At 71.9% G+C, this 20,512-nt stretch carries 19 protein-coding genes; 7 read left to right on the top strand and 12 right to left on the bottom strand.

Going from position 1 to position 20,512, the window contains the following annotated elements; all coding sequences use genetic code 11:
* Positions 1 to 49: 49 nt before the first annotated feature.
* The gene (locus tag ACWFRU_RS28075) at positions 50 to 925 is read left to right on the top strand and encodes an alpha/beta hydrolase (RefSeq protein WP_453690909.1); all 876 of its coding nucleotides are present in this window, start codon (positions 50 to 52) and stop codon (positions 923 to 925) included.
* Positions 926 to 936: 11 nt separating this feature from the next.
* Here the strand turns inward: ACWFRU_RS28075 and ACWFRU_RS28070 are convergent, their stop codons facing one another.
* The 5 genes from ACWFRU_RS28070 to ACWFRU_RS28050 all read right to left on the bottom strand — a co-directional run bounded on the left by ACWFRU_RS28070 (position 937) and on the right by ACWFRU_RS28050 (position 6,798).
* Positions 937 to 2,154 carry a cytochrome P450 gene (locus tag ACWFRU_RS28070; RefSeq protein WP_453690908.1) on the bottom strand — a complete coding sequence of 406 codons (1,218 nt, stop codon included), beginning with the start codon at positions 2,152 to 2,154 and terminating at the stop codon, positions 937 to 939.
* Positions 2,155 to 2,173: 19 nt separating this feature from the next.
* Entirely contained in the window at positions 2,174 to 2,842 is a 669-nt protein-coding gene (locus ACWFRU_RS28065; RefSeq protein ID WP_363210464.1) for a response regulator transcription factor, read from the bottom strand.
* A complete protein-coding gene (locus tag ACWFRU_RS28060) occupies positions 2,839 to 4,110 on the bottom strand; it encodes a sensor histidine kinase (protein ID WP_453690952.1) in 1,272 nt (423 codons plus the stop codon). The genes ACWFRU_RS28065 and ACWFRU_RS28060 overlap by 4 nt, the downstream gene beginning before the upstream one ends.
* A gap of 160 nt (positions 4,111 to 4,270) precedes the next feature.
* Positions 4,271 to 5,881, bottom strand: a complete 1,611-nt coding sequence (locus ACWFRU_RS28055; protein ID WP_453690907.1) for an ABC transporter permease — start codon at positions 5,879 to 5,881, stop codon at positions 4,271 to 4,273.
* A complete protein-coding gene (locus ACWFRU_RS28050; RefSeq protein ID WP_453690906.1) occupies positions 5,878 to 6,798 on the bottom strand; it encodes an ATP-binding cassette domain-containing protein in 921 nt (306 codons plus the stop codon). The genes ACWFRU_RS28055 and ACWFRU_RS28050 overlap by 4 nt, the downstream gene beginning before the upstream one ends.
* A gap of 93 nt (positions 6,799 to 6,891) precedes the next feature.
* Between ACWFRU_RS28050 and ACWFRU_RS28045 the strand changes: the two genes are divergently transcribed.
* Complete coding sequence (locus tag ACWFRU_RS28045) at positions 6,892 to 7,431, top strand: GbsR/MarR family transcriptional regulator (protein ID WP_453690905.1); 540 nt, start codon at positions 6,892 to 6,894, stop codon at positions 7,429 to 7,431.
* Positions 7,432 to 7,489: 58 nt separating this feature from the next.
* Here the strand turns inward: ACWFRU_RS28045 and ACWFRU_RS28040 are convergent, their stop codons facing one another.
* Positions 7,490 to 8,350 carry a diacylglycerol kinase family protein gene (locus ACWFRU_RS28040; protein ID WP_453690904.1) on the bottom strand — a complete coding sequence of 287 codons (861 nt, stop codon included), beginning with the start codon at positions 8,348 to 8,350 and terminating at the stop codon, positions 7,490 to 7,492.
* 131 nt (positions 8,351 to 8,481) lie between these two features.
* Here ACWFRU_RS28040 and ACWFRU_RS28035 point away from each other — a divergent pair, with 131 nt between their 5' ends.
* A complete protein-coding gene (locus ACWFRU_RS28035) occupies positions 8,482 to 9,765 on the top strand; it encodes an adenylosuccinate synthase (protein ID WP_190084094.1) in 1,284 nt (427 codons plus the stop codon).
* A gap of 6 nt (positions 9,766 to 9,771) precedes the next feature.
* On the opposite strand, the gene ACWFRU_RS28030 is transcribed toward ACWFRU_RS28035, so the two are convergent.
* The 4 genes from ACWFRU_RS28030 to ACWFRU_RS28015 all read right to left on the bottom strand — a co-directional run bounded on the left by ACWFRU_RS28030 (position 9,772) and on the right by ACWFRU_RS28015 (position 14,674).
* Positions 9,772 to 11,319, bottom strand: coding sequence for a substrate-binding domain-containing protein (locus tag ACWFRU_RS28030; RefSeq protein ID WP_453690903.1), 1,548 nt, complete (start codon positions 11,317 to 11,319; stop codon positions 9,772 to 9,774).
* A 151-nt stretch (positions 11,320 to 11,470) separates the two neighbouring features.
* A complete protein-coding gene (locus ACWFRU_RS28025; protein WP_453690902.1) occupies positions 11,471 to 13,450 on the bottom strand; it encodes a serine/threonine-protein kinase in 1,980 nt (659 codons plus the stop codon).
* Positions 13,451 to 13,529: 79 nt separating this feature from the next.
* Positions 13,530 to 14,081 (bottom strand): MarR family winged helix-turn-helix transcriptional regulator, encoded by a 552-nt coding sequence (locus ACWFRU_RS28020; protein WP_453690901.1) that lies wholly within the window; start codon positions 14,079 to 14,081, stop codon positions 13,530 to 13,532.
* Positions 14,078 to 14,674, bottom strand: a complete 597-nt coding sequence (locus ACWFRU_RS28015) for a DJ-1/PfpI family protein (RefSeq protein ID WP_453690900.1) — start codon at positions 14,672 to 14,674, stop codon at positions 14,078 to 14,080. Before ACWFRU_RS28015 ends, ACWFRU_RS28020 begins: the two co-directional genes overlap by 4 nt.
* A 148-nt stretch (positions 14,675 to 14,822) precedes the next feature.
* Between ACWFRU_RS28015 and ACWFRU_RS28010 the strand changes: the two genes are divergently transcribed.
* Together ACWFRU_RS28010 and ACWFRU_RS28005 are read left to right on the top strand one after the other, a co-directional pair.
* The gene (locus tag ACWFRU_RS28010) at positions 14,823 to 15,488 is read left to right on the top strand and encodes a DUF4956 domain-containing protein (protein ID WP_453690899.1); all 666 of its coding nucleotides are present in this window, start codon (positions 14,823 to 14,825) and stop codon (positions 15,486 to 15,488) included.
* The gene (locus tag ACWFRU_RS28005; RefSeq protein WP_453690898.1) at positions 15,485 to 16,297 is read left to right on the top strand and encodes a VTC domain-containing protein; all 813 of its coding nucleotides are present in this window, start codon (positions 15,485 to 15,487) and stop codon (positions 16,295 to 16,297) included. The genes ACWFRU_RS28010 and ACWFRU_RS28005 overlap by 4 nt, the downstream gene beginning before the upstream one ends.
* Here ACWFRU_RS28005 and ACWFRU_RS28000 read toward each other — a convergent pair.
* Positions 16,230 to 17,594 carry a sensor histidine kinase gene (locus ACWFRU_RS28000; RefSeq protein ID WP_453690897.1) on the bottom strand — a complete coding sequence of 455 codons (1,365 nt, stop codon included), beginning with the start codon at positions 17,592 to 17,594 and terminating at the stop codon, positions 16,230 to 16,232. The genes ACWFRU_RS28005 and ACWFRU_RS28000 overlap by 68 nt on opposite strands.
* On the bottom strand, positions 17,594 to 18,322 hold the full coding sequence (locus tag ACWFRU_RS27995) for a response regulator transcription factor (RefSeq protein ID WP_453690896.1): 729 nt from the start codon (positions 18,320 to 18,322) through the stop codon (positions 17,594 to 17,596). The genes ACWFRU_RS28000 and ACWFRU_RS27995 overlap by 1 nt, the downstream gene beginning before the upstream one ends.
* 72 nt (positions 18,323 to 18,394) lie before the next feature.
* Between ACWFRU_RS27995 and ACWFRU_RS27990 the strand changes: the two genes are divergently transcribed.
* Both ACWFRU_RS27990 and ACWFRU_RS27985 read left to right on the top strand, forming a co-directional pair.
* A complete protein-coding gene (locus ACWFRU_RS27990; protein WP_453690895.1) occupies positions 18,395 to 18,889 on the top strand; it encodes a hypothetical protein in 495 nt (164 codons plus the stop codon).
* A gap of 174 nt (positions 18,890 to 19,063) precedes the next feature.
* Positions 19,064 to 20,431 (top strand): aminotransferase class III-fold pyridoxal phosphate-dependent enzyme, encoded by a 1,368-nt coding sequence (locus ACWFRU_RS27985; protein WP_453690894.1) that lies wholly within the window; start codon positions 19,064 to 19,066, stop codon positions 20,429 to 20,431.
* Positions 20,432 to 20,512: the final 81 nt, after the last annotated feature.

Here is a 20,512-nt window from a genome sequence, read left to right as displayed (position 1 = left end):
GAACACCCCGCCCCAGCTCCTGGCACCCACCCCGCAGAGAGGTTCTCGCATGCCGGACGACGCCGCCGTGGCCCGCGATGCCGCCGAGGCCGACGCCGCCTTCTCGCACCCAGCGGTGACTCCCGACACCACCGCCGCGTATGGCGAACACGCCGACCAGGTGATCGACTTCTACGAACCCCGGACCGGCGGCGGTGCCCCGGCCCCACTGGTCGTCGTGCTGCACGGCGGCGCCTGGCGTGCCCCGTACGACCGTCTGCACATCACGCCCTTCGCGGACTTCCTCGCGCGGCGCGGTTTCGCCGTGGCCAATGTCGAGTACCGCCGCGGCAGTTCGATCCCCGCCCAGGGCGAGGGGCCCGTCGCGGGGCGCTGGCCCGAGACCTTCGACGACGTGGCCGCCGCCTTCGACGCGCTGCCGGGTCTCGTACGGGAGCATCTGCCGTCCGCCGACACGCGCCGCACCGTCGTCACCGGCCACTCCGCGGGCGGGCACCTCGCCCTGTGGGCCGCCGCACGCCATGTCCTGCCCGAGGGGTCCCCGTGGCGCATCGGGCGTCCGGCGCCCTTCCGCGGTGTCGTGGCCCTCGCGCCCATCGCCGACCTGCGGGCGGCGCAGGAGCTCGGCGTCTGCTCGGACGCGTCCCTGCAACTCCTCGGTGGACAGGCCAGGTTCGAGGAGCGGCTGCCGCACGCCGACCCGGCGGCCCTGCTGCCGACCGGCATCGCCACGACCGTCGTCCAGGGGCGCACCGACATCGTCGTGCCGCAGGCCGTCGCCGAGGCGTACGCGGACGCGGCTGCCAAGGCGGGCGAGGTCGTCGGGGTGACGCTGCTCGAAGAGGTCGGGCACTTCCCGCTGATCGACCCGGCGGCCGACGCGTGCGCGGTGGTGGCGGAGGAGATCGCCCAGCTGGCGTTCTGAGGGTGCCGGACTCACACCTCGACGACGAGCTCCCGTAGTCCCCGGATCACGAAGTTCGGCTTGCGTTCCGGCTCCGCGGCGAGCGTCAGACCGGGCGCCCGGCGCAGCAACGCGCCCAGCGACGCCGCGAGTTCGATCCGGGCCAGGGGTGCGCCGATGCAGTAGTGGATGCCCGCGCTGAAGGAGATGTGCGGGTTGTCGGCGCGGGCCAGGTCCAGTTCGGCGGGGGCGGTGAACACCGCGGGGTCGTGGTTCGCGGAGCCGAAGAGGAGGGCGACCTCGCTGCCGCGCGGGATCACGGTGCCGCCGATCTCGATGTCGTCCAGGACCCACCGTTCGAAGAGCTGGAGCGGGGTGTCGTACCGCATCAGCTCCTCCACGGCGGTGGGGATCAGGCGCCCGGGGTCCGCGCGCAGGGCGGCGAGCTGGCCGGGGTTCCGGAAGAGCGCGTACCAGCCGTTGACGGTGGCGTTGACCGTCGCCTCGTGCCCCGCGTTGAGCAGCAGCACGCAGGTGGAGATCATCTCCTGCTCGCTGAGGGACTCCCCCTCGTCGTGCGCGGCGATGAGCCCCGAGATCAGGTCGTCGCCCGGCTTCTCGCGGCGCACGGCGATGAGTTCGCGCAGGTACGCGGAGAATGCGAGGGAGGCCCTGACCGCGCGGTCCGCGGTCTCGTCGGACGGGCTCAGCTCGTACATCCCGCAGATGTCCGCCGACCAGGGCCGCAGCTGGTCCCGGTCGCTCTCCGGGATGCCGAGCATCTGCGCGATCACCGCGACGGGCAGCGGCTCGGCGACGCGGGCGGCGAGGTCCCCGCCGCCGTCGTCCACCAGATCCCGTACGAGCCGGTCGGCCAATTCCTCCACGTAAGGCTTGAGTTGCTCGACCGTGCGCGGGGTGAACGCCTTCGACACCAGGCGCCGGATGCGGGTGTGGGTCGGGGCCTCCAGGTCGAGCATGCCGTTGTCGTTCAGGACGTGGAACGGCTCGTGCTCGGGCGGCGGGGCCTGCCGCCCGAACTCCTCGTGCGTGAAGCGGTGCAGATAGGTGCGCCCGAGGCGCCGGTCCCGCAGCAGCGCGGACACGTCGGCGTGGTGCGGGACGAGCCACTGGTCGGTGGGTTCGAAGTAGTGCGCGCGTCCGGTGGCCCGCAGGTGCGCGTAGGCGGGGTACGGGTCGGCGACGAACTCCGGGGACCAGGGGGCGAAGGGGTGCTCGGGCGCGTCCATGGAGGGACGGTAGTGGCGCTCAGCCCGGTGTGACCAGCCTTGCCTCGTACGCGAACACCGCGGCCTGGGTGCGGTCCCGCAGGCCCAGTTTCACCAGGACGCGGCTCACGTGGGTCTTGATCGTCGACTCGGCGACGACGAGACGTGAGGCGATCTCGCCGTTGGACAGGCCCTGCGCGATGAGGACGAGCACCTCCGTCTCGCGCTCGGTGAGCTCGCCGTACTGCTGCGCCTGCACCGTCGCCGAGAGGCGCGGCGTCTCGCCCAGCTTGGAGAACTCCGTGATGAGGCGGCGCGTCACCGAGGGCGCGAGCAGGGCCTCGCCCGCGGCCACCACCCGTACGCCGTCCGCCAGTTGGCGCGCGGAGGCGTCCTTGAGCAGAAAGCCGGAGGCCCCGGCCCGCAACGCCTGGTAGACGTACTCGTCGAGGTCGAACGTGGTGAGGACGAGGACCTTCGACGTCACGTCGGCCGCGACGATCTCGCGGGTGGCCTCGATGCCGTTCAGCTCGGGCATGCGGATGTCCATCAGGACGACGTCCGGGTTGAGCTCGCGGACGCGGTCGACCGCCTCGCGGCCGTTGACGGCCTCGCCCACGACCTCGAAGTCCGGCATCGCGTTGAGCAGGACCGAGAAGCCTTCACGGACCATCATCTGGTCGTCGGCGATCAGTACGCGGATCGTCATTCCTGGCCTCCGGTGGGTTCCTGCGTGTGAGCGACCGGGAGGAAGACGGTGACCTCGTAGCCCCCGTCGGCCGTCTCCGCGGTCGTCATCTCGCCGTCCAGCATCGTGACACGCTCACGCATGCCGGTCAGGCCGTGGCCCGCGCCGGGCGAGGGCTTGACCAGGCCGGTCGCGGGCCCGTTGACGACGCGCAGGCCGAGGCCGCCGAGCACATAGCCGACCTCGACGCGGGCCGTGGCGCCGGGTGCGTGGCGCAGGGTGTTGCTCAGCGCCTCCTGGACGATGCGGTACGCGGAGAGCTCGACGCCCTGCGGGAGTTCGCGGACGGCTCCGGTGACGATCTTCTCGACGTCGAGGCCGGTCTCGCGGACGTTCGCGATGAGCCGGTCCAGGTCGGCCAGCGTGGGCTGCGGGGCGTCCGGCGCCTCGTAGTCCTCCGCGCGGACGACACCGAGGACGCGGCGCAGCTCCGTCAGGGCGGCCACGGCGTTCTCGCGAATCGTGACGAAGGCCTGCTCCAGCTCCGGGGGTGGGTTCTCGACGCGGTAGGGGGCGGCCTCCGCCTGGATGGCGACCACGGACATGTGGTGCGCGACCACGTCGTGCAGTTCGCGCGCGATGGTCGTCCGCTCCTCGAGGAGCGTGCGCCTGCCGCGCTCCATCTCGGTGACGGTCCGCTGGACGCTGACCTCGTGCCTGGCCTCGCGGCGGATGTGCACGAGGGAGGCGGCGAGGAGGGCGAGCGCGGAGAAGAAGAGCATCTGCGGGGTGTTCGTGCCGTAGCCCGGGCTGAGGAAGACCTCGGCGGCGGTGCCGTAGAGCGCCGTGCCCACCCACATCCACGCGGCGGTGCGGGGGCGGGTCCGCAGGGTGATGACCGTCATCACGGTGAGGTGCGCGAAGAAGACGCTCGGGGGCCACGGGAAGTCGCCCCAGGGGCCGCTGAGGGCGCCGGCGAAGGGCGTGACCGCGAGCAGGAGCCACCAGGCGCCGACGGGCCTGAGCAGGGTCATGAGGATGGCGGCGGCCGGTACGAGTCCGGTGATCACGTAGTCGAGGCCGACGGGCTCGTCCGCGTAGCCGAGCAGGGCGGTGAAGAAGGCCGCGGCGGCGACCGCGGCGTGCGGGGTCCAGCGCGCGTACGGGCGTATGCGGGAGGGCAGGCGCCGGGTCAGCGGGCCGTCCGTACGCATCGCCTGCAGCGGGCGGTAGGCGAAGGCATCCCGGAAGAGGTCCTGCCGAAGTCCTCCGAGCGCCTCCGCGGCCATACGGAACTCCGGGCTGCGGTTGCCGCTGGTGGCGGTCTTGGTCGCATTGGTCACGCTTACGAAGGTACGGGGACAAACCCGCGGGGTCGTCCCGCCAGGGAGGGGTCCTTGAGGGTCCGTCGCAGGTACTACACGGGGCGACGGGGCGGCAGCCCCGGGGTCAGGTCAGCAGGTCTCTGCGGCGCAAAGCCGTCAGGCCGGTGGCCAGCAGGAGCGCCGCCGAGGCGAGGAGTGCAGCCACCGGCCCCCAGGACATCGCGGAGCCCGGCAGCTTCGGGAGGTGGCCGAAGGGGGAGACGTCCAGCGCCACCTGCGGAAGGTCCAGCGCGGGGCCGATCCAGCCGATCGCGAGGCACACCCCCGCCACCCCCCACGCACCCACCGCCGCCCGGGGGAACGCCCCCACAAGGAGCACCGCGAGCCCGCCGACCGCCCACACCGCCGCCACCTGCACCAGGCACGCCCCCAGGATCGGCCCGAGATCCTTCCCGTGCCCGAGGAAGAGCCCGAGCCCGCCCACCAGCATCAGCAGCACCGCACCGCCGAAGGCGATCACCAGATGACCGCCGGCCCACCGCAGCCGCCCCACCGCCCCCGCGAGGACCGGCTCCGCCCGCTGCGACGTCTCCTCGCCGTGCAGCCGCAGGACGCAGGCGACGACGTACAGCGAGGCGACCATCCCGAGCAGGCCGACCATCGTGGCGAGGAACGCTTCCGTGAGGCCGGACTGGCCGCCCATCCGCTCGATGACCTCCCGCGTGTTCCGGTTGTCGCCGACGATGTCCGCCGCCCCCTCGACCATCCCGCCGAAGACGACACCGGCCAGCAGATACCCGAGCGTCCAGCCGAGCACGCTGCCCCGCTGCAACCGCCACGCGAGCCCGCCCGCCGTGCCGATCGCACCCTTCGCGGGCCCCGGCCGGGTAGGCAGGAAGCTCATGCCGACGTCACGCCGCCCCGCCAGGCCGTACGCGACCGCGCCCTGCGCCACGATCGCGGAGGCGGTCAGGAGCAGCACCCACCACCGCTCACCGGCGTAGGCCCGTACATTCTCCGTCCAGCCGAGGGGCGAGAGCCAGGTCAGCACGGACTCCCCGCGCTCGCTCCCGGCGTCACCGGCGGCCTTCAGCACGTACGCGGCCCCCAGCACCCCGGACGTCAGTCCCTTGGCGAGCCGCGCGCTCTCCGTGAGCTGGGCGACGATCGCCGCCATGGTGGCGAAGAGCATGCCGGTGCCCGCGACGCCGAGCCCGAGCGCGAGGGCCCCGGCCGAGCCCTGCCCGGCCATCCCGCCCGCGACGAGCAGCCCCACGGCGGCGTTCGCCGTGAAGGCGGCGAGCAGCGCGGCGCTCAAGGGCGCCCGCCGACCCACCATCCCGGCGGACAGCATCTCCTGGCGCCCGGTCTCCTCCTCCTCGCGTGTGTGCCGTACGACGATGATCAGGCTCATCACGGCGGCGAGGATCGCGGCGTAGACCCCGATGCGCCAGGCGGACAACGCGCCGATCGAGTCCCCGAACACCGGCGAGTACAGCGCCCGCATCGAGGAGTTGGCGTTCATCGACCGCATGGCGTCGGCCCGCTCGGCGGCGGTGGCGTAGGTCTTCTCCAGGGACCCCGGCATCGCGAGGACCAAGCCGGCGACGACGATGATCCAGACGGGCATCATGACGCGGTCGCGGCGCAGAGCGAGCCTCAACAGGGCGCCGGTACCCGCGAGTTGACGGGAGCGGCGGGGAACGAACCCCGGAGCTCCGGTGACGGCGGTCATCGCGCGACCGCCTCCGCCTCGTCCTGGTAGTGCCGCAGGAACAGCTCCTCCAGCGTCGGCGGCGTGGAGAGGAGCGAGCGGACCCCGGACTCGGTGAGCGAACGCAGCACGGCGTCCAGCTTGTCGGTGTCGACCTGGAGCTTGACGCGATGCCCGCCCGCGTCCCCCTGTCCGGACACGTCGACGTCATGGACGCCGGGCAGCCGCGCCAGCCCGTTCGGCGGCCCCGCGAGCTCGGCGGTGACGCTGGTCCGGGTCAGATGGCGCAGGTCGGCGAGCGAGCCGGACTCGACGGTCCGCCCCTTCCTGATGATGCTGACGCGGTCGCACAGCGTCTCCACCTCGCTGAGGATGTGCGAGGACAGGAGGATGGTGCGGCCCCTGTCGCGCTCCTCCTCGACGCACGCCTGGAAGACCTCCTCCATGAGCGGGTCGAGCCCGGAGGTGGGCTCGTCGAGGATCAGCAGGTCCACGTCGGACGCGAAGGCGGCGACGAGGGCGACCTTCTGCCGGTTGCCCTTGGAGTACGTACGGCCCTTCTTGGTGGGGTCGAGTTCGAACCGCTCGACGAGATCCGCCCGTCGGGCCCCGTCGAGGCCGCCGCGCAGCTTCCCGTACAGATCGATGACCTCGCCGCCGGAGAGGTTGCGCCACAGGGTGACGTCGCCGGGGACGTACGCCACGCGCCGGTGCAGTTCGACCGCGTCGCTCCACGGGTCCTTGCCGAGGAGCTGCGCGGCGCCGGAGTCGGCGCGGAGCAGGCCGAGCAGGACGCGGATGGCCGTGGACTTCCCGGCGCCGTTGGGGCCGAGGAAACCGTGCACCTCACCGGCCTCGACATCGAGGTCGAGGCCGTCGAGCGCGTGCGTCCGGCCGAACGACTTGTGCAGTCCGGAGACGGTGATTGCCTTCGTCATGTTTCTGAACGTACGCGGGTTTCACAAATTTGTGAAGTTAAGGAAGCGTATAAACTCGGTGACGGAGTACCGCACAGGGGAGATGATCAGCACATGCCCAAGGAGTCAGCGCCGCTGCCGAGCGATCGTGACGGCGAGCACGACGGCGAGCACGGGAGCGACCGGGACGGCGAGCTCGTCGGCCGCTTCGTCGAACAGTTCGCCGCGCAGCTGGTCGAGGCCGGGATGCCGAGGATGCCCGCAAGGATCTTCGCGGCACTCCTCGCCGCGGACTCGGGCGCGCTGACATCGGCGGAGCTCGGCGAGCGGCTCCAGGTGAGCCCCGCGGCCGTCTCGGGGGCGGTCCGCTATCTCACGCAGCAGCACATGGTGTCCCGGGAGCGCGAGCCCGGCTCGCGCCGGGACATCTTCCGGGTGCACAGCAACCAGTGGTACGAGGCGCTGGCCAACCGTGACGGCATCCTCAAGCGCTGGGAGAACGCCCTGAGCGACGGTGTCGCCAGCCTGGGCGCCGACACCCCGGCGGGCCGCCGCCTGGCCGAGACGCTCGCCTTCTTCGAGTTCATCGAGCACGAGCTGGCGGAGATGCTGGAACGCTGGCGGGTGCACCGCGAGAGCCTGTTCGGCAAGTAGTACCTGGCCAGCAGGACCCGACAAGTAGGACCCGGCCAGCAGGACATCGTGGCCGCGCTCAGCGAGGCAGCGTCAAGCCCCAGGCACTGGCCCGCACCGACCACGTACGCGTACGCACCGGACCGCCCACCACCGCGTCCGCCCGGTAGCGGAAATCCGCCCCCGACACCGTGACCGTCCGGGCCCGCACCCGCAGCGGCGACGCCTCGGCGCCCACCGAAGAGGGGCGCACCTCCACCTCCGCGAAACCGTCGTCGGCGGGGTTCACCGCGACCCGCTCGACCGGCTGGTCCAGGTCCACCACGACCACCCCGTCGGCCTCCACCCGCAGCCGCGCCGGAGCGGGCCCCGGCGCCGAGGCGACCCGCGAGGGCCGCGCGGCGAGCGTGCGCACGAAGGACTGGCAGGTCCGCAGCCACGGGTGGCCGTCCATCGGTATGCCCCCGGTGGCGGAGGCGGCGACCGGCGGGATGCGCAGCTCCCCGAGGACCACGCCGTCCCGGTCGTCGACGAGCAGATCCAGCCGCCGCTCGGACCCTTCGAGCACCGCTCGCGCCGCCGCGACCGCCCCGGCGGGCACTCCGAGCGCCCGCGTGAGCGTCTGCGAGGCACCCACCGGAACTACGGAGAGTGCGCATCGCGCGAGCTCCCGCTCCCGGTGGAGCACCCCCACGGCCCGCGCCAGAGCACGGTCGTCACCGATCACCACAGGACGCCGCGCGCCCCTCCTGGCCAGGGCTTTCGCGAAGTCCTCGGGGCCTTCGGGCAGGCAGACGCGAACGGAGGCGCCCGCGCCGAGCACGTCCTTCGCGATCCGTACCGACTCACCGTCCGTGCGCCGGGCGACCGGGTCGATGACGACTAGCAGCTGGTCGCGAGCCGACAACGTGCGCCCCTTTTCTGAGTCCTCGGGTAGCATCTTTGTGCAAGAGCCCCTTGCGCTATTGCGCCAGGGGCTTCGTCTATTCCGGGGCAGCATCCAAGGCACACCCATATGGCGGCTACGGCCCCTGACCTTGGACATGCCCCGCCCGGAAGGGGTGTACGCCTGTGCCCGCACTTGTGCTGCTCGGTGCTCAGTGGGGTGACGAAGGCAAGGGAAAGGCCACTGACCTGCTCGGTGGCTCCGTGGACTATGTGGTGCGATACCAGGGCGGCAACAATGCCGGCCACACGGTCGTCGTAGGCGACCAGAAGTACGCGCTGCATCTCCTCCCTTCCGGGATTCTCTCCCCGGACTGCGTGCCAGTCATCGGCAACGGAGTCGTCGTCGACCCGTCGGTCCTGCTCTCCGAGCTGAGCGGTCTGAACGAGCGCGGCGTCGACACGTCGAAGCTGCTGATCAGCGGTAACGCGCACATCATCACGCCGTACAACGTGACCGTCGACAAGGTGACGGAACGCTTCCTCGGCAAGCGCAAGATCGGCACGACCGGCCGCGGCATCGGCCCGACGTACGCCGACAAGATCAACCGCACCGGCATCCGCGTCCAGGACCTCTACGACCAGTCGATCCTGGAGCAGAAGGTCGAGGCGGCCCTCGAGGTCAAGAACCAGCTCCTCACCAAGCTCTACAACCGCCGCGCCATCGAGGTCGGCCAGATCGTCGAGCAGCTCCTGGAGCACGGCGAGAACATCAAGCAGTACGTCGCCGACACGACGCTGATCCTCAACGACGCGCTCGACCAGGACAAGGTCGTCCTGTTCGAGGGCGGCCAGGGCACCCTCCTGGACGTGGACCACGGCACGTACCCCTTCGTCACCTCCTCGAACCCGACCGCGGGCGGCGCCTGCACGGGTACGGGCGTCGGCCCGACGAAGATCAGCCGCGTCATCGGCATCCTGAAGGCGTACACCACGCGTGTCGGCGCGGGCCCGTTCCCGACCGAGCTCTTCGACCAGGACGGCGAGGACCTGCGCCGCATCGGTGGCGAGCGCGGTGTCACCACCGGCCGTGACCGCCGCTGCGGCTGGTTCGACGCGCCGATCGCGCGGTACGCGACCCGGGTGAACGGCCTGACGGACTTCTTCCTCACGAAGCTGGACGTCCTGACCGGCTGGGAGCAGATCCCGGTCTGCGTGGCGTACGAGATCGACGGCAAGCGCGTCGAGGAACTCCCGTACAACCAGACGGACTTCCACCACGCGAAGCCCGTCTACGAGTACCTCCCCGGCTGGTCCGAGGACATCACCAAGGCCCAGACCTTCTCCGACCTGCCGAAGAACGCGCAGGGTTACGTGAAGGCCCTGGAGGAGATGTCCGGCGCCCCGATCTCCGCGATCGGCGTGGGTCCGGGCCGCACGGAGACGATCGAGATCAACTCGTTCATCTAGCGGTTCTCATCCGGCGGACCGGTTCTCCCCGCACATCCGCAGTCCCACGGGCGTCTGGCACGGCAGATGCCCGTGGGTGCGGACCACGTCCTGGCCGTTCCCGCGGATCGCGTACGCGAGGAAGCTCGACGCCAGCGAGTCGGCGGGCGGGCTGCCGTAGGTGTAGGCGTACTCGATCTCGCGGTACGGGTAGCCGCTGGACTGGATGTGGTCGACGGACGGCGTGTGGCCGTCCAGGCTCACGCGGTGCACGCCCTTGAGGGCGGTCGTGTCGCGCAGTTCGCTGTAGCCGACCGCGCCCGGAGTGGCGGCGACCGTGTCCAGGACCTGTTCCGTGGAGTCGAGTTCGCAGCGGATCACCGGCGCCCGGGGGCCGATGTCTTTCGTCAGGCAGTCGCTCGAGGACTCCTGGATCTCCGGGGCGCCCTTGAGTACCCGCTGCTGGAGAGTGACCCGCGTGCCGGAGCTCGACCCCCGGCTGACCAGGACCACCGGCAGGTCGGGGCCGCCCGGCAGCTCCTTCCAGTTGCGGATCTGGCCGCTGAAGAGGCGGCGTACGTCCCTTGTGGAGAGGTTCTTGAGCGGCACCCTGTCGTTCAGGACGACGGCGAACAGGGAGACAGCCACCCGCGTCTCGCTCAGCTGCGTGTAGCTGCCGGGGCGCGGCCCGTCGGAGAAGGCGATCACCGGAGGTGCGCCCTCGCCGGGCTCCGCGTCCGTCGCGGCCAGCTCCCTGACGCCGCCCCGGCTCCCGTGCGCGCTCACCTCGATGTCGGAGCCCTCGCACGCGTTCATGTACTTCTCGGCGAGCTCGGTGGCCACCGGCTCGAACGCGGTCGACCCGGTCAGGGTGAGGCTGCCCGTCTCGCAGTACGACGGCGGCGGCTCGGCGTCGGGGCGCAGGATGAGGCCCGCGAGGCCGAGGATCACCAGGCTCAGCGCGATGGCCACCCGCTGCGACAGCCTGCTGAACACGGGCGGCTTCTCGTCGGGCGCGGCGCTGTGGTTCTCGTGCGTCTCGCCGCCCTGGATGCCGCCGATGACCGTGTAGCCGCTGTCCACGGGGCCGCCGGTCAGCAGGACGAGGAGCTTGTAGTACTCGCCCCGGTTGAGCGGAACGCGCGGGATGTGCAGTCTGCCGGACTCGTAGCCGAGGCCCGTGCCGGGCGCGAAGTGCTCCATCAGATGGTCCGCCTCGGGCGGCAGCGTCACCGCCACCGCGCGGATCGTGCGGTCCTCGAAGACCGCCGTCAGGCCGTGCGGCGAGCGGCCCGTGTAGTCGGCCACGTCGATCGGCAGCGAGCCGTCGTTCTCGACGCGCAGCAGCACGAGCGTCGCGTCCGACATCTCGGGGGCCTCGTCGAAGAGGCCGAGCCGCGCGTTGGCGTCGCCCGTACGGACGTTGTCGCCTATCGCCGTGTCCATCTGCTTGCGGTAGCCGATGCGCTTGCGGCGCGGTACGCGGCGTTCGAGGAGCACGGGGACGAACGCGCCGGCGATGCCGACCAGGATGGCGAGCACGGCGATGACGTTTTCGGTGCTCAACCAGTTCATGGGCGGCACGGTAGGCGGCGGTGCCGGCCGCCGGACCACGCTTGTCCGTCCGGACGTGATCTGTTCGCCGGGGGTTCAACTGGCCGCGTGGGGAGGGCCGTTCAGCCCTCGCTGCCAGCGGCTGGTTCAGCCCTCCTTGCCGACGGCTGGTTCAGCCCTCCCTGTCATACGTGAGCCCCTTGTCCGTGCCCGTGGTGTCCCGGTGCAGCCTGCCGTTCGAGAGCAGCGTCACCGTGCTCGCCTGGCCCGGCCTGCAGGAACTCGCGGGCTGTCCGACGATCACGTCCGTCGGACCGATGCTCAGGGTGTTGCCGCTCGCCGACTCCAACTTGCCCTGGAACACGCAGTGATAGGTGCCGCCCGTGTCGGTCGGGCCGTCCGCCGTGATCGAGATGACGGTGTCACCGACCTCGCCCTGCTGGAGGACGAGCTGACGGGAGTTGCTGCCCAGGTCGTTCTGGATGGACCCGCTCCAGGTGCCGAGGAACTTGTCCGGGATCGTGCCCTCGTCGTCCTTGTTCTTGTCCTCGGACGCCGGGGACGTGGCCGGGTCATCGGGCTCCGAGGAACCCTCGCCGGAGGGGCTGCCCGGTGTCGAAGGCGCGCTGTTGGACGGGGAGTCGGAGCTCGTGCCGCCCGCCTTCGTGCTGCCCTCGCCCTTCATCACCGCGTACACCGTGCCGCCCGCTCCTATGGCCACTATGACGGCGACCGCGATGAGCGCGGCGGTGGACCGGCTGCTGCGGCGCGGGGGCTCGCCCTGGGGGTGGACGAGGGGCCCGTACGGAGGTGTGGGTCCGTAGGGAGGCGTGGGGCCGTACGCGCCCTGCTGGGGGTAGCCGTAACCGGGCGGCGGCGGTTGCTGGGGGTGCTGCTGGGACTGAGGGTGCTGTTGGGGGTGCTGCTGGGGATAGCCGTACGCCTGTCCTGGCGGGGGAGTGGGCGGCGGTGTCTGCCCCGTGATCATCGTGGGGAGGTGGTCCAAGGGGGTCGCCCCGCCCGGCTTGCCCGGTGGCGGCGGGGTGTCACCGGCGGCGGGCCCCGGCCCGGCGCCGTTCCCTTCGGGGGAGGCGGCGGAGGCCGCCGCGGCCCCGCTGCCCGCGGCCAGCTCCTTCGGCGGCGCGAGCGAGACCGGCGCACCGGGACCCTTCGCCGCCGGATCCTGGGTCGCGGAATCCTTCGCGGACGGAGTCTCCCCGCCGCCCTCGTCCGGATTCTCCGTGTCCAGCAACTGCACGGCGTGGCGGCCGAGTTGGGCCACCAGCGCACCCGGAAGCCAGGGGTCGCGCGTCCGGCCGCCGTCGCCGAGCGTGTCCTCGGCCCCCGTCCGCTCCAGGAGCTGTCGCAGCGTCGGCCGGTCGGCGGGATTCTTGCGCAGACAGTCGCCGACCAGCTCGGCCAGTTCCTCCGGCAGCCCCTGAAGGTTCGGTTCCTCCTGCGCGATACGGAACATCATCGCGTGCACGCCGCTGTTGGCCGTGCCGAACGGCAGCGCGCCCGAAGCCGCGTACGCGAGGACGGAACCCAGGCAGAACACGTCGCAGGCCGGGGTGATCCGGTCGCCCCGCACCTGCTCGGGAGCCATGAAGCCGGGCGAGCCGACGAGCGCGCCGGTGCGGGTCAGGCCGCCGTCGGTCACGGTCTCCAGGGCGCGGGCGATGCCGAAGTCGATGACGCGCGGTCCGTCGATCGTGACGAGCACGTTCGACGGCTTGAGGTCGCGGTGGATGAGGCCCGCCGCGTGGATGTCCTTGAGCGCGTTGGCGAGCCCGGCCGCCAGTATCTTCACGGACCGCTCGGGCAGCGGCCCGTGGTCCTGCGAGATGACGCTCTGCAGAGAGGGGCCCGCCACATATCCCGTGGCCAGCCAGGGGATCGTCGCCTCGGTGTCCGCGTCGAGCACCGGCGCCGTCCACGCGCCGCCGACCCGCCGCGCCGCCTGCACCTCCTGCCGGAAGCGGTTCCTGAACTCCTCCTGCTCGGCGAGCTCTTCCCGCACGAGCTTCACCGCGACCGTCCGCCCTCGGTCGGACCGCGCGAGATAGACGTGCCCCATGCCGCCCGCGCCAAGTCGCGCGAGCAGCCGATAGGCGCCTATTCGCTGTGGATCCCCGGACCCCAGTTTCTCCATCGCCGCGCCGACCTCCCCCGTTGGTGTGCAACAGATCGAGGATAGTGGGGCGGCAGGACATCGGGGTGCGGACTGCCTGCTACGGCTCCGTAACGGGTTGTTCCGTATCCGCCGTATCCGCCCTCAGGTCCGCTGCCGTATCCGCCGCCGCGTTTTCTTCCATGGCGGGAAGGACTTTCTCGGCCAGTACTTCGGAAAGCCGCTCCAATACCCGTACGGTCTCCGCGAATTCCTGTTCGCCGAGTGCTCCGGCGAGCCGCGCTGCCACGTCCGCGTGGCCGGGGCTGATCCTGCGGACGGCGGCCAGGCCCTCGTCCGTGGGACGCAGGAGCTTCGCGCGGCGATGGGCGGGGTTCGGCACGTACTCGGCGAGGCCGCGCCGCACGAGCAGATCGGCGATGCGCTGCACGCTCTGCCGGGTGATGCCCATCGAGCGGGCGATCCCGGCGACGGGCAGGGGCTCGCGCAGGACGGCGCCGAGCACCTGCCACCAGGCGGCGGTGAGCCCGCCCGGCTTCGTCAACTCGTCGGCCACGGAGAGGAACTGGCCGTTGAGCCGGAAGATCCCGAGGGCGGTGCGGGAGAACAGCTCCTGCTGCTCCCGCACCGCGCGGCCCGCGTCGTCGCTCACGATTCGAGCACCTCGTAGGCCGACGCGTCCGAGTCGTGGAACAGGCGGTACCAGGCGTCGAGCTTCGCGCCCTCGAAGGCGCCGAGCCGCCCGAGGATCTCGCGTGCGAAGGCCACGGGCTCGGTCGGCCCCGCCGTGGTGAGCCCGCCGTCGGTGACGGCGTCCACGTCCACGTACCGCTCGCCGCCCTTGTAACCGGTGGCCGCGAGGTAGAACGACACCGCGCTGGTGTGCGCGCGGTCGTCGAGCAGCCCCTCCCGTGCGAGGCCCGCGGTGGCCCCGCAGATCGCGGCGACCGGCACGTCCGCGTCGAGGAAGGCGCGGGCCGCGCGGCCGAAGGGGGCGAGGTCGTCGCCCGCGTCCCACAGGTCGGCGCCCGCCAGTATCAGCAGCGCGCTGTCCTCGGGCCGCAGGTCGGCGAGGGCCAGGTCGGGCTGGATGCGGACGCCGCCGGCCGTGGTGACGAGGGCCGACGCGTCCGCGGCGACGGTCCGGATCTCGTACCCGGCGCGGGCGAGGAACGCCGTGGCGAATCCGGTCTCCCAGTCGGCGAACGTGTCGTAAACGGCGAGGTGCACGGGCTTGCGGGACATAACTGCCTCCGTTGGCTGGGCTCCGTCGTGCTGCGATGTAAGTATGCTGTCATCTCGACAGCATGCTGTCAATGTATTTCTTGGAGACCGTGGCCCGTTAACCCTCGCCGGGGGCGCCCTTAACCCGCCGGTCCCTAGCGTCCCGGTCATGGACAGCGCAGAGAACCTCGGACAGATGGCCGCCCACCTCGGCCTCGACCTGGTGGCCGTGACCCTGCTGACCTTCGGGGTCTTCTATCCGCGGCACCGCAGAAGGGAGTTGGTCCCCGCCTATCTCGCCCTGAACGTCGCGCTCTTCGCGGTCGTCTCCGCCCTCGCGAGCGCGGGCGGCAACGGCGGGCTCGCGCTCGGGTTCGGGCTCTTCGGGGTGCTCTCGATCGTGCGGCTCCGCTCGGACGCGCTCCAGCACCAGGAAGTGGCGTACTACTTCATCACCCTCGTCCTGGGGCTCCTCTGCGGGCTTCCGGGCCTGGATCTCCCGGTCGCCGCCGGGCTCGCGGCCGTGCTGCTCCTGGTGATGTACGGCGCCGACCACCCGCGCCTCTTCGCCGCCGACCGGCGCGCGGTCATCACCCTGGACGCCGTGTACCGGGAGGAGACCGCGCTCCGCGCCGAGCTGGCGCGGCGCCTCGGACAGCCGCTCGGCTGGAACGTCCGGGAGGTCGACTACGTACGGGACCTGATGGTTCTGGAAGTCCGTTTCCGGCAACCGGAACCTTCCGAGAGGCCCGGGGAGTTCGTACGTACAGCACCACGACGCCGCACGACCCGGTCCCGCACGCCTGCCGTCCCCCACCAGAAGGAGACCGTGTGAACCCCGCCGTACGCGCCATCGGACGGGCCGCGCTCGCCGCGCACCCCATCTCGCTCGACGAGGTCAACGCACGCGCCGAACTGCTCGCCCGCTACGACAACAGCTACCTCGTGCCGGTCGAGATCTTCGACGACCTGGCGGCGCTGCTCACCGACCCGCGCCGCGCCTCGGGCCCCTTCCGGGCCCTGAGCATCGGCGGAAAGCGCTGGTTCAGCTACCACTCGACGTACTACGACACCCCCGAGCTCCTGACCTACCACCACCACCGGCAGGGCAGACGGCTGCGCTACCGCATCCGGGAGCGGGTCTACCAGGACAGCGGCGAGCGGCAGTTCGAGATCAAGCTGAAGAGCGGCCGCGGCGAGACCGTCAAGCACCGCCAGCGCCTCCAGGGTGAGGACCGCGTGCTCGACGCCGAGCGCCAGGGATTCCTCGCGGGGGTCCTGAGCGGGTCGTACGGGATCGAGGCGCCCGGCGGGCTGAGAAGGGCGCTGGTCACCGAGTACCAGCGGGCGACCTTCGTGGCCGACGGCCAGCGGATCACGTGCGACGCGGGGCTCGTCGTGCGAGACGTGGCCACCGGGCGGTCGGTGGCGGCGGACTCCGGGCTCGTCCTGGTGGAGACCAAGACGCAGGGGCATCTGACGGAGGCTGACCGGGTCCTGCACCGGTACGGGGTGCGGGCCGCGGACTTCACGAAGTACTGCGGCGGCTTCGCTGCGCTGCGGCCCGAGTTGGGGATCAACCGCTGGGCGCGGGCGGTCCGGGTCGCGTTTCCGCGGGCCGCGGGGTCGCCCGCGGGAAGGTGAGGGTCACGCGGGTGCCGCGGGTGGCGTCCGACGTGATGTCGAAGGTGCCGCCCGCGTCCTCGGCCGTGCGGCGCGCGATGTCCAGGCCCAGGCCGGTGGAACCGCCGCCGCTGGTGCCGCGTTCGGCCGCGTAAGTGGGCGGGAGGCCGGGGCCCTCGTCGGCGACGGTGAGCTCGGCGCCGCCCGCCGGGTCGGTGCGGACGGTGATGCGGAACGGGGTGCCCTGGGGGGTGTGGTCCAGGACGTTGCCGATGAGGGCGTCGATGGCGGCGGCCAGATCGTCCTCGGAAACGGGCACGGGCACGGGTTCGGGGCGCGCGTCCTTCCCTGCCGTGACGATCTCGGTCGTCCGCCCCTGATCCTCGGCCAACGGCAGCCAGAACGTCGCACGTTCGCGGGCCACGGCCGCCAGGTCCGCGTACGGGGCGTCCCGGAACGTCCTGCGGGCCTTGCGGATCACGTCGTCGACGCTGCGTTCCAGGGCGGCGACGTCCGCGGCGACGCGGTGCGCCTCCTCGGAGTCGCTTCGGGCGAGGAGCGTCTCGGCGTCCAGGCGCAGGGCGGCGACGGGGGTGCGCAGGCGGTGGGCGAGGTCGGCGGCGTTCTCGCGCTCGGCGGCGAGGAGTTCGTCGATGCGGGTGGCGAGGCGGTTCAGCTCGCCCGCGACCAGGCGCAGCTCGGGAGGGCCCTCGGGAGTGGCGCGCGCGGTGAGGTCGCCCGCGGCGAGCCGGTCCGCGGTGCCGGCCAGGCGGCGGGTGGCGCCGACCAGACGGGCGCCGAGGCGGTCGGCGAGGAGCAGCCCGATGAGCACGAGGCCGACCCCGATCCCGGCGAGCACGAGCCAGGACGTCATGGTGCCCGCGTACAACTGCCGCTCGGTGACCGTGACCTGCACGACCGCGGTGCCGCCGGTCGCGCCCTGGACGGGGACGAGGACCTGCCGGCCGCCGGTGGAGGGCTCGTAGGTGAAGGCGCGACCGGTGCGGGCCAGCCGTACGGCGTCCGAGACGCGCCCGCGGGGCCCTGGCCCGATGACGGTGCCATCGCCGAGAACGATCGAAGTGGTCGGCAGATTCTGCGTGTTGACGCTCTCCACGGTCTGCTCGGCGGTCTCGCGCTCGTCGGGCCCCGCGAGAGCGGGCCCGAGCGCGTGCGCCACCCACTGGGCCCGAGCGGTGGCCTCGGCGGTGGTGCGGTCGGCGGCGTGGGTGCGGGTGAGGAGGGTGAGGGGCACGAGGAGAGCGGTGAGCACGAGGGCGGTGGTGGCGGCGGTGAGGAGGAGAAGCCTGCGCCGCATCAGCGGGCCCCGGGGCCTTGTTCGGGGGGCGCCGCGCCGTCCGGCACCTCCGGTGGGGTCAGCTTCACGCCCACCGTGCGGACCGTGTGGAGGTAGCGGGGGGCCTGAGCCGTCTCGCCGAGTTTTCTGCGGAGCCAGGAGAGGTGGACGTCGACCGTCTTGTCGGCGCCGCCCAGGGGTTGTTGCCACACCTCGGCGAGGAGTTCGCGGCGGGATATCACCTGGCCGGGGCGGTGCGCGAGGTAGGCGAGGAGGTCGAACTCACGCGGGGTGAGGTCCAAGGGGCGCTCGTCCAGGGTGACTTCACGGGCAGCCGGGTCCACGGACAGCCCTCCCACCCGCAGGGGCTCCTCCGCCACGTCGGCCGCGCCGAGGCGCCGCAGGACGGCCTTGACGCGGGCGTCCAACTGGGCGGCGCCGAACGGCTTGACGATGTAGTCGTCGGCTCCGTCCTCCAGGATCGCCACCATCTCCGGCTCGTCGTCGCGCGCGGTCGCGACGATGACGGGTACGTCGCTGACGGCGCGGAGCATGCGAAGCACCTGCCCGCCGTCCACGTCCGGCAGCCCCAGGTCGAGCACGACGAGGTCGGGGCGGTGGGTGACCGCCGCGTCCAGGCCCGCCATGCCGCTGGGCGCGGTGGCGACGGCGTGCCCTTTGTCGCGCAGGGCCCGCACGAGGGCACCGCGCAGCTGGGGATCGTCCTCCACGACAAGAAGATGCGCCATACATCCACCGTAGTCAGGTGCTTTGGGCAGCCCTTAACCGGGCGTTAGGAAACTGTGCGGCACAGTGGCCGGATGAGGAAGTGGCGGAGCGCGGTGGTGACCGCGGCATGGGTGGGGCTTGGCACGGCCGCCGGGGCGCTCGGCGCCTGGCAGTTGGCCACCGCGGACAGCGGGGGCGCGGCACACAGCCGTCCACTGGACGAGGCGGCGGTGGAGAGGGCGCTCGCGGCGACGTCGGCGACACCCCGAACGTCCCCGCCCCCGTCCCCGACATCGGCCACACCGAGCGCGCCCGCGAAGAAGACCTCCGACCGGTCGACCCTGCGTTTCACGGGCGGCACGGCGACGGTCGAGTGCCGGCCCGACGGCACGGTGTACCTCGTGTCCTGGAGCCCGGCGGACGGCTTCCACATCGACGACGACGTGGAACGGGGCCCGGCCAGGGTGGCCCGCCTGGAGGCGGAACCGAGCGACGACGACGAGGACCGGGAGGACCTGCCGTACGAGATCCGCTGCGGGGAGGGGGGCGAGCCGCGGGCGAGGGTGGTGGCGGATGAGGACGACTGATGCAGCCCGTCCGGCGGCTGGGTTCCAGCCCGTCCGGCGTTTGAGGACGAACTCGGCGAAGCCGGTGATGGGGGTACGGACACCAAAGGCCATACACACTGTCCAGAACCCCCCGCCCCCGCAAAACACACCGCCCATGTCCCATCCGCATCGTGGACATTTACCCTCGCCCACATGACCCCTCAGCCGAACCCGAACCCCCAGGTCGGCGCCGCCGTCAAGGCAGCAGACCGCGCGCACGTGTTCCACTCCTGGTCCGCACAGGAGCTGATCGACCCCCTCGCCGTAGCCGGCGCCGAGGGCTCGTACTTCTGGGACTACGACGGCAACCGCTACCTCGACTTCACCAGCGGCCTCGTCTTCACCAACATCGGATACCAGCACCCCAAGGTCGTCGCCGCCATCCAGAAGCAGGCGGCGGAGATGACCACCTTCGCCCCCGCCTTCGCCGTGGAGGCCCGCTCCGAGGCCGCACGCCTCATCGCCGAGCGCACCCCCGGCGACCTCGACAAGATCTTCTTCACCAACGGCGGCGCCGAGGCCGTGGAGAACGCGACCCGCATGGCGCGCCTGCACACCGGCCGGCCCAAGGTCCTCTCCGCCTACCGCTCGTACCACGGCGGCACCTCCACCGCGATCAACCTCACCGGCGACCCCCGCCGCTGGGCCTCCGACAACGGCACGTCGGGCGTCGTCCACTTCTGGGCGCCGTTCCTCTACCGCAGCCCCTTCTACGCCGAGAACGAGCAGCAGGAGTGCGAGCGCGCCCTCCAGCACCTCGAGGACACCATCGCCTTCGAGGGCCCGCAGACGATCGCGGCGATCATCCTGGAGTCGGTCCCCGGAACCGCCGGCATCATGACCCCGCCGCCGGGCTACCTCAAGGGCGTACGCGAGATCTGCGACCGCCACGGCATCGTCTTCGTCCTCGACGAGGTGATGGCGGGCTTCGGCCGCACCGGCAAGTGGTTCGCCGCCGAGCACTTCGACGGCGGGATCGTGCCCGACCTGCTCACCTTCGCCAAGGGCGTGAACTCCGGTTACGTCCCGCTCGGCGGTGTCGCGATCTCCTCCGCCATCGCCGAGACGTTCGCCCGCAGGCCCTACCCGGGCGGCCTCACGTACTCGGGGCACCCGCTGGCCTGCGCCGCCGCCGTGGCGACGATCAACGTCATGGAGGAGGAGGGCGTCGTCGAGAACGCGGCCCGCGTCGGGTCGGAGATCATCGCCCCCGCCCTCGCGGAGCTCGCCGAGCGGCACCCGAGCGTCGGCGAGGTCCGTGGCCTCGGCATGTTCTGGGCCCTTGAGCTGGTCAAGGACAAGGAGACCCGCGAGCCCCTCGTCCCGTACAACGCCACGGGCGAGGCGAACGCCCCGATGGCCGCGTTCGGCGCCGCCGCGAAGAAGCAGGGCCTGTGGCCCTTCATCAACATGAACCGCACCCACGTGGTCCCGCCGTGCAACATCACGGACACGGAGGCCAAGGAGGGCCTCGCGGCGCTGGACGCTGCGCTGAGCGTGGCGGACGAGCACGTGTCCTGACCCCGGAGGGTCCGTGCCCGCCTTCACGGGACCCTGACCGCCGCGAAGCGGCGGCACGGGCACGGGCGGCGCCGCACCCTA

Source organism: Streptomyces sp. NPDC055099 (assembly GCF_053607685.1).
This window is presented reverse-complemented; position numbering and strand designations above follow the sequence as displayed.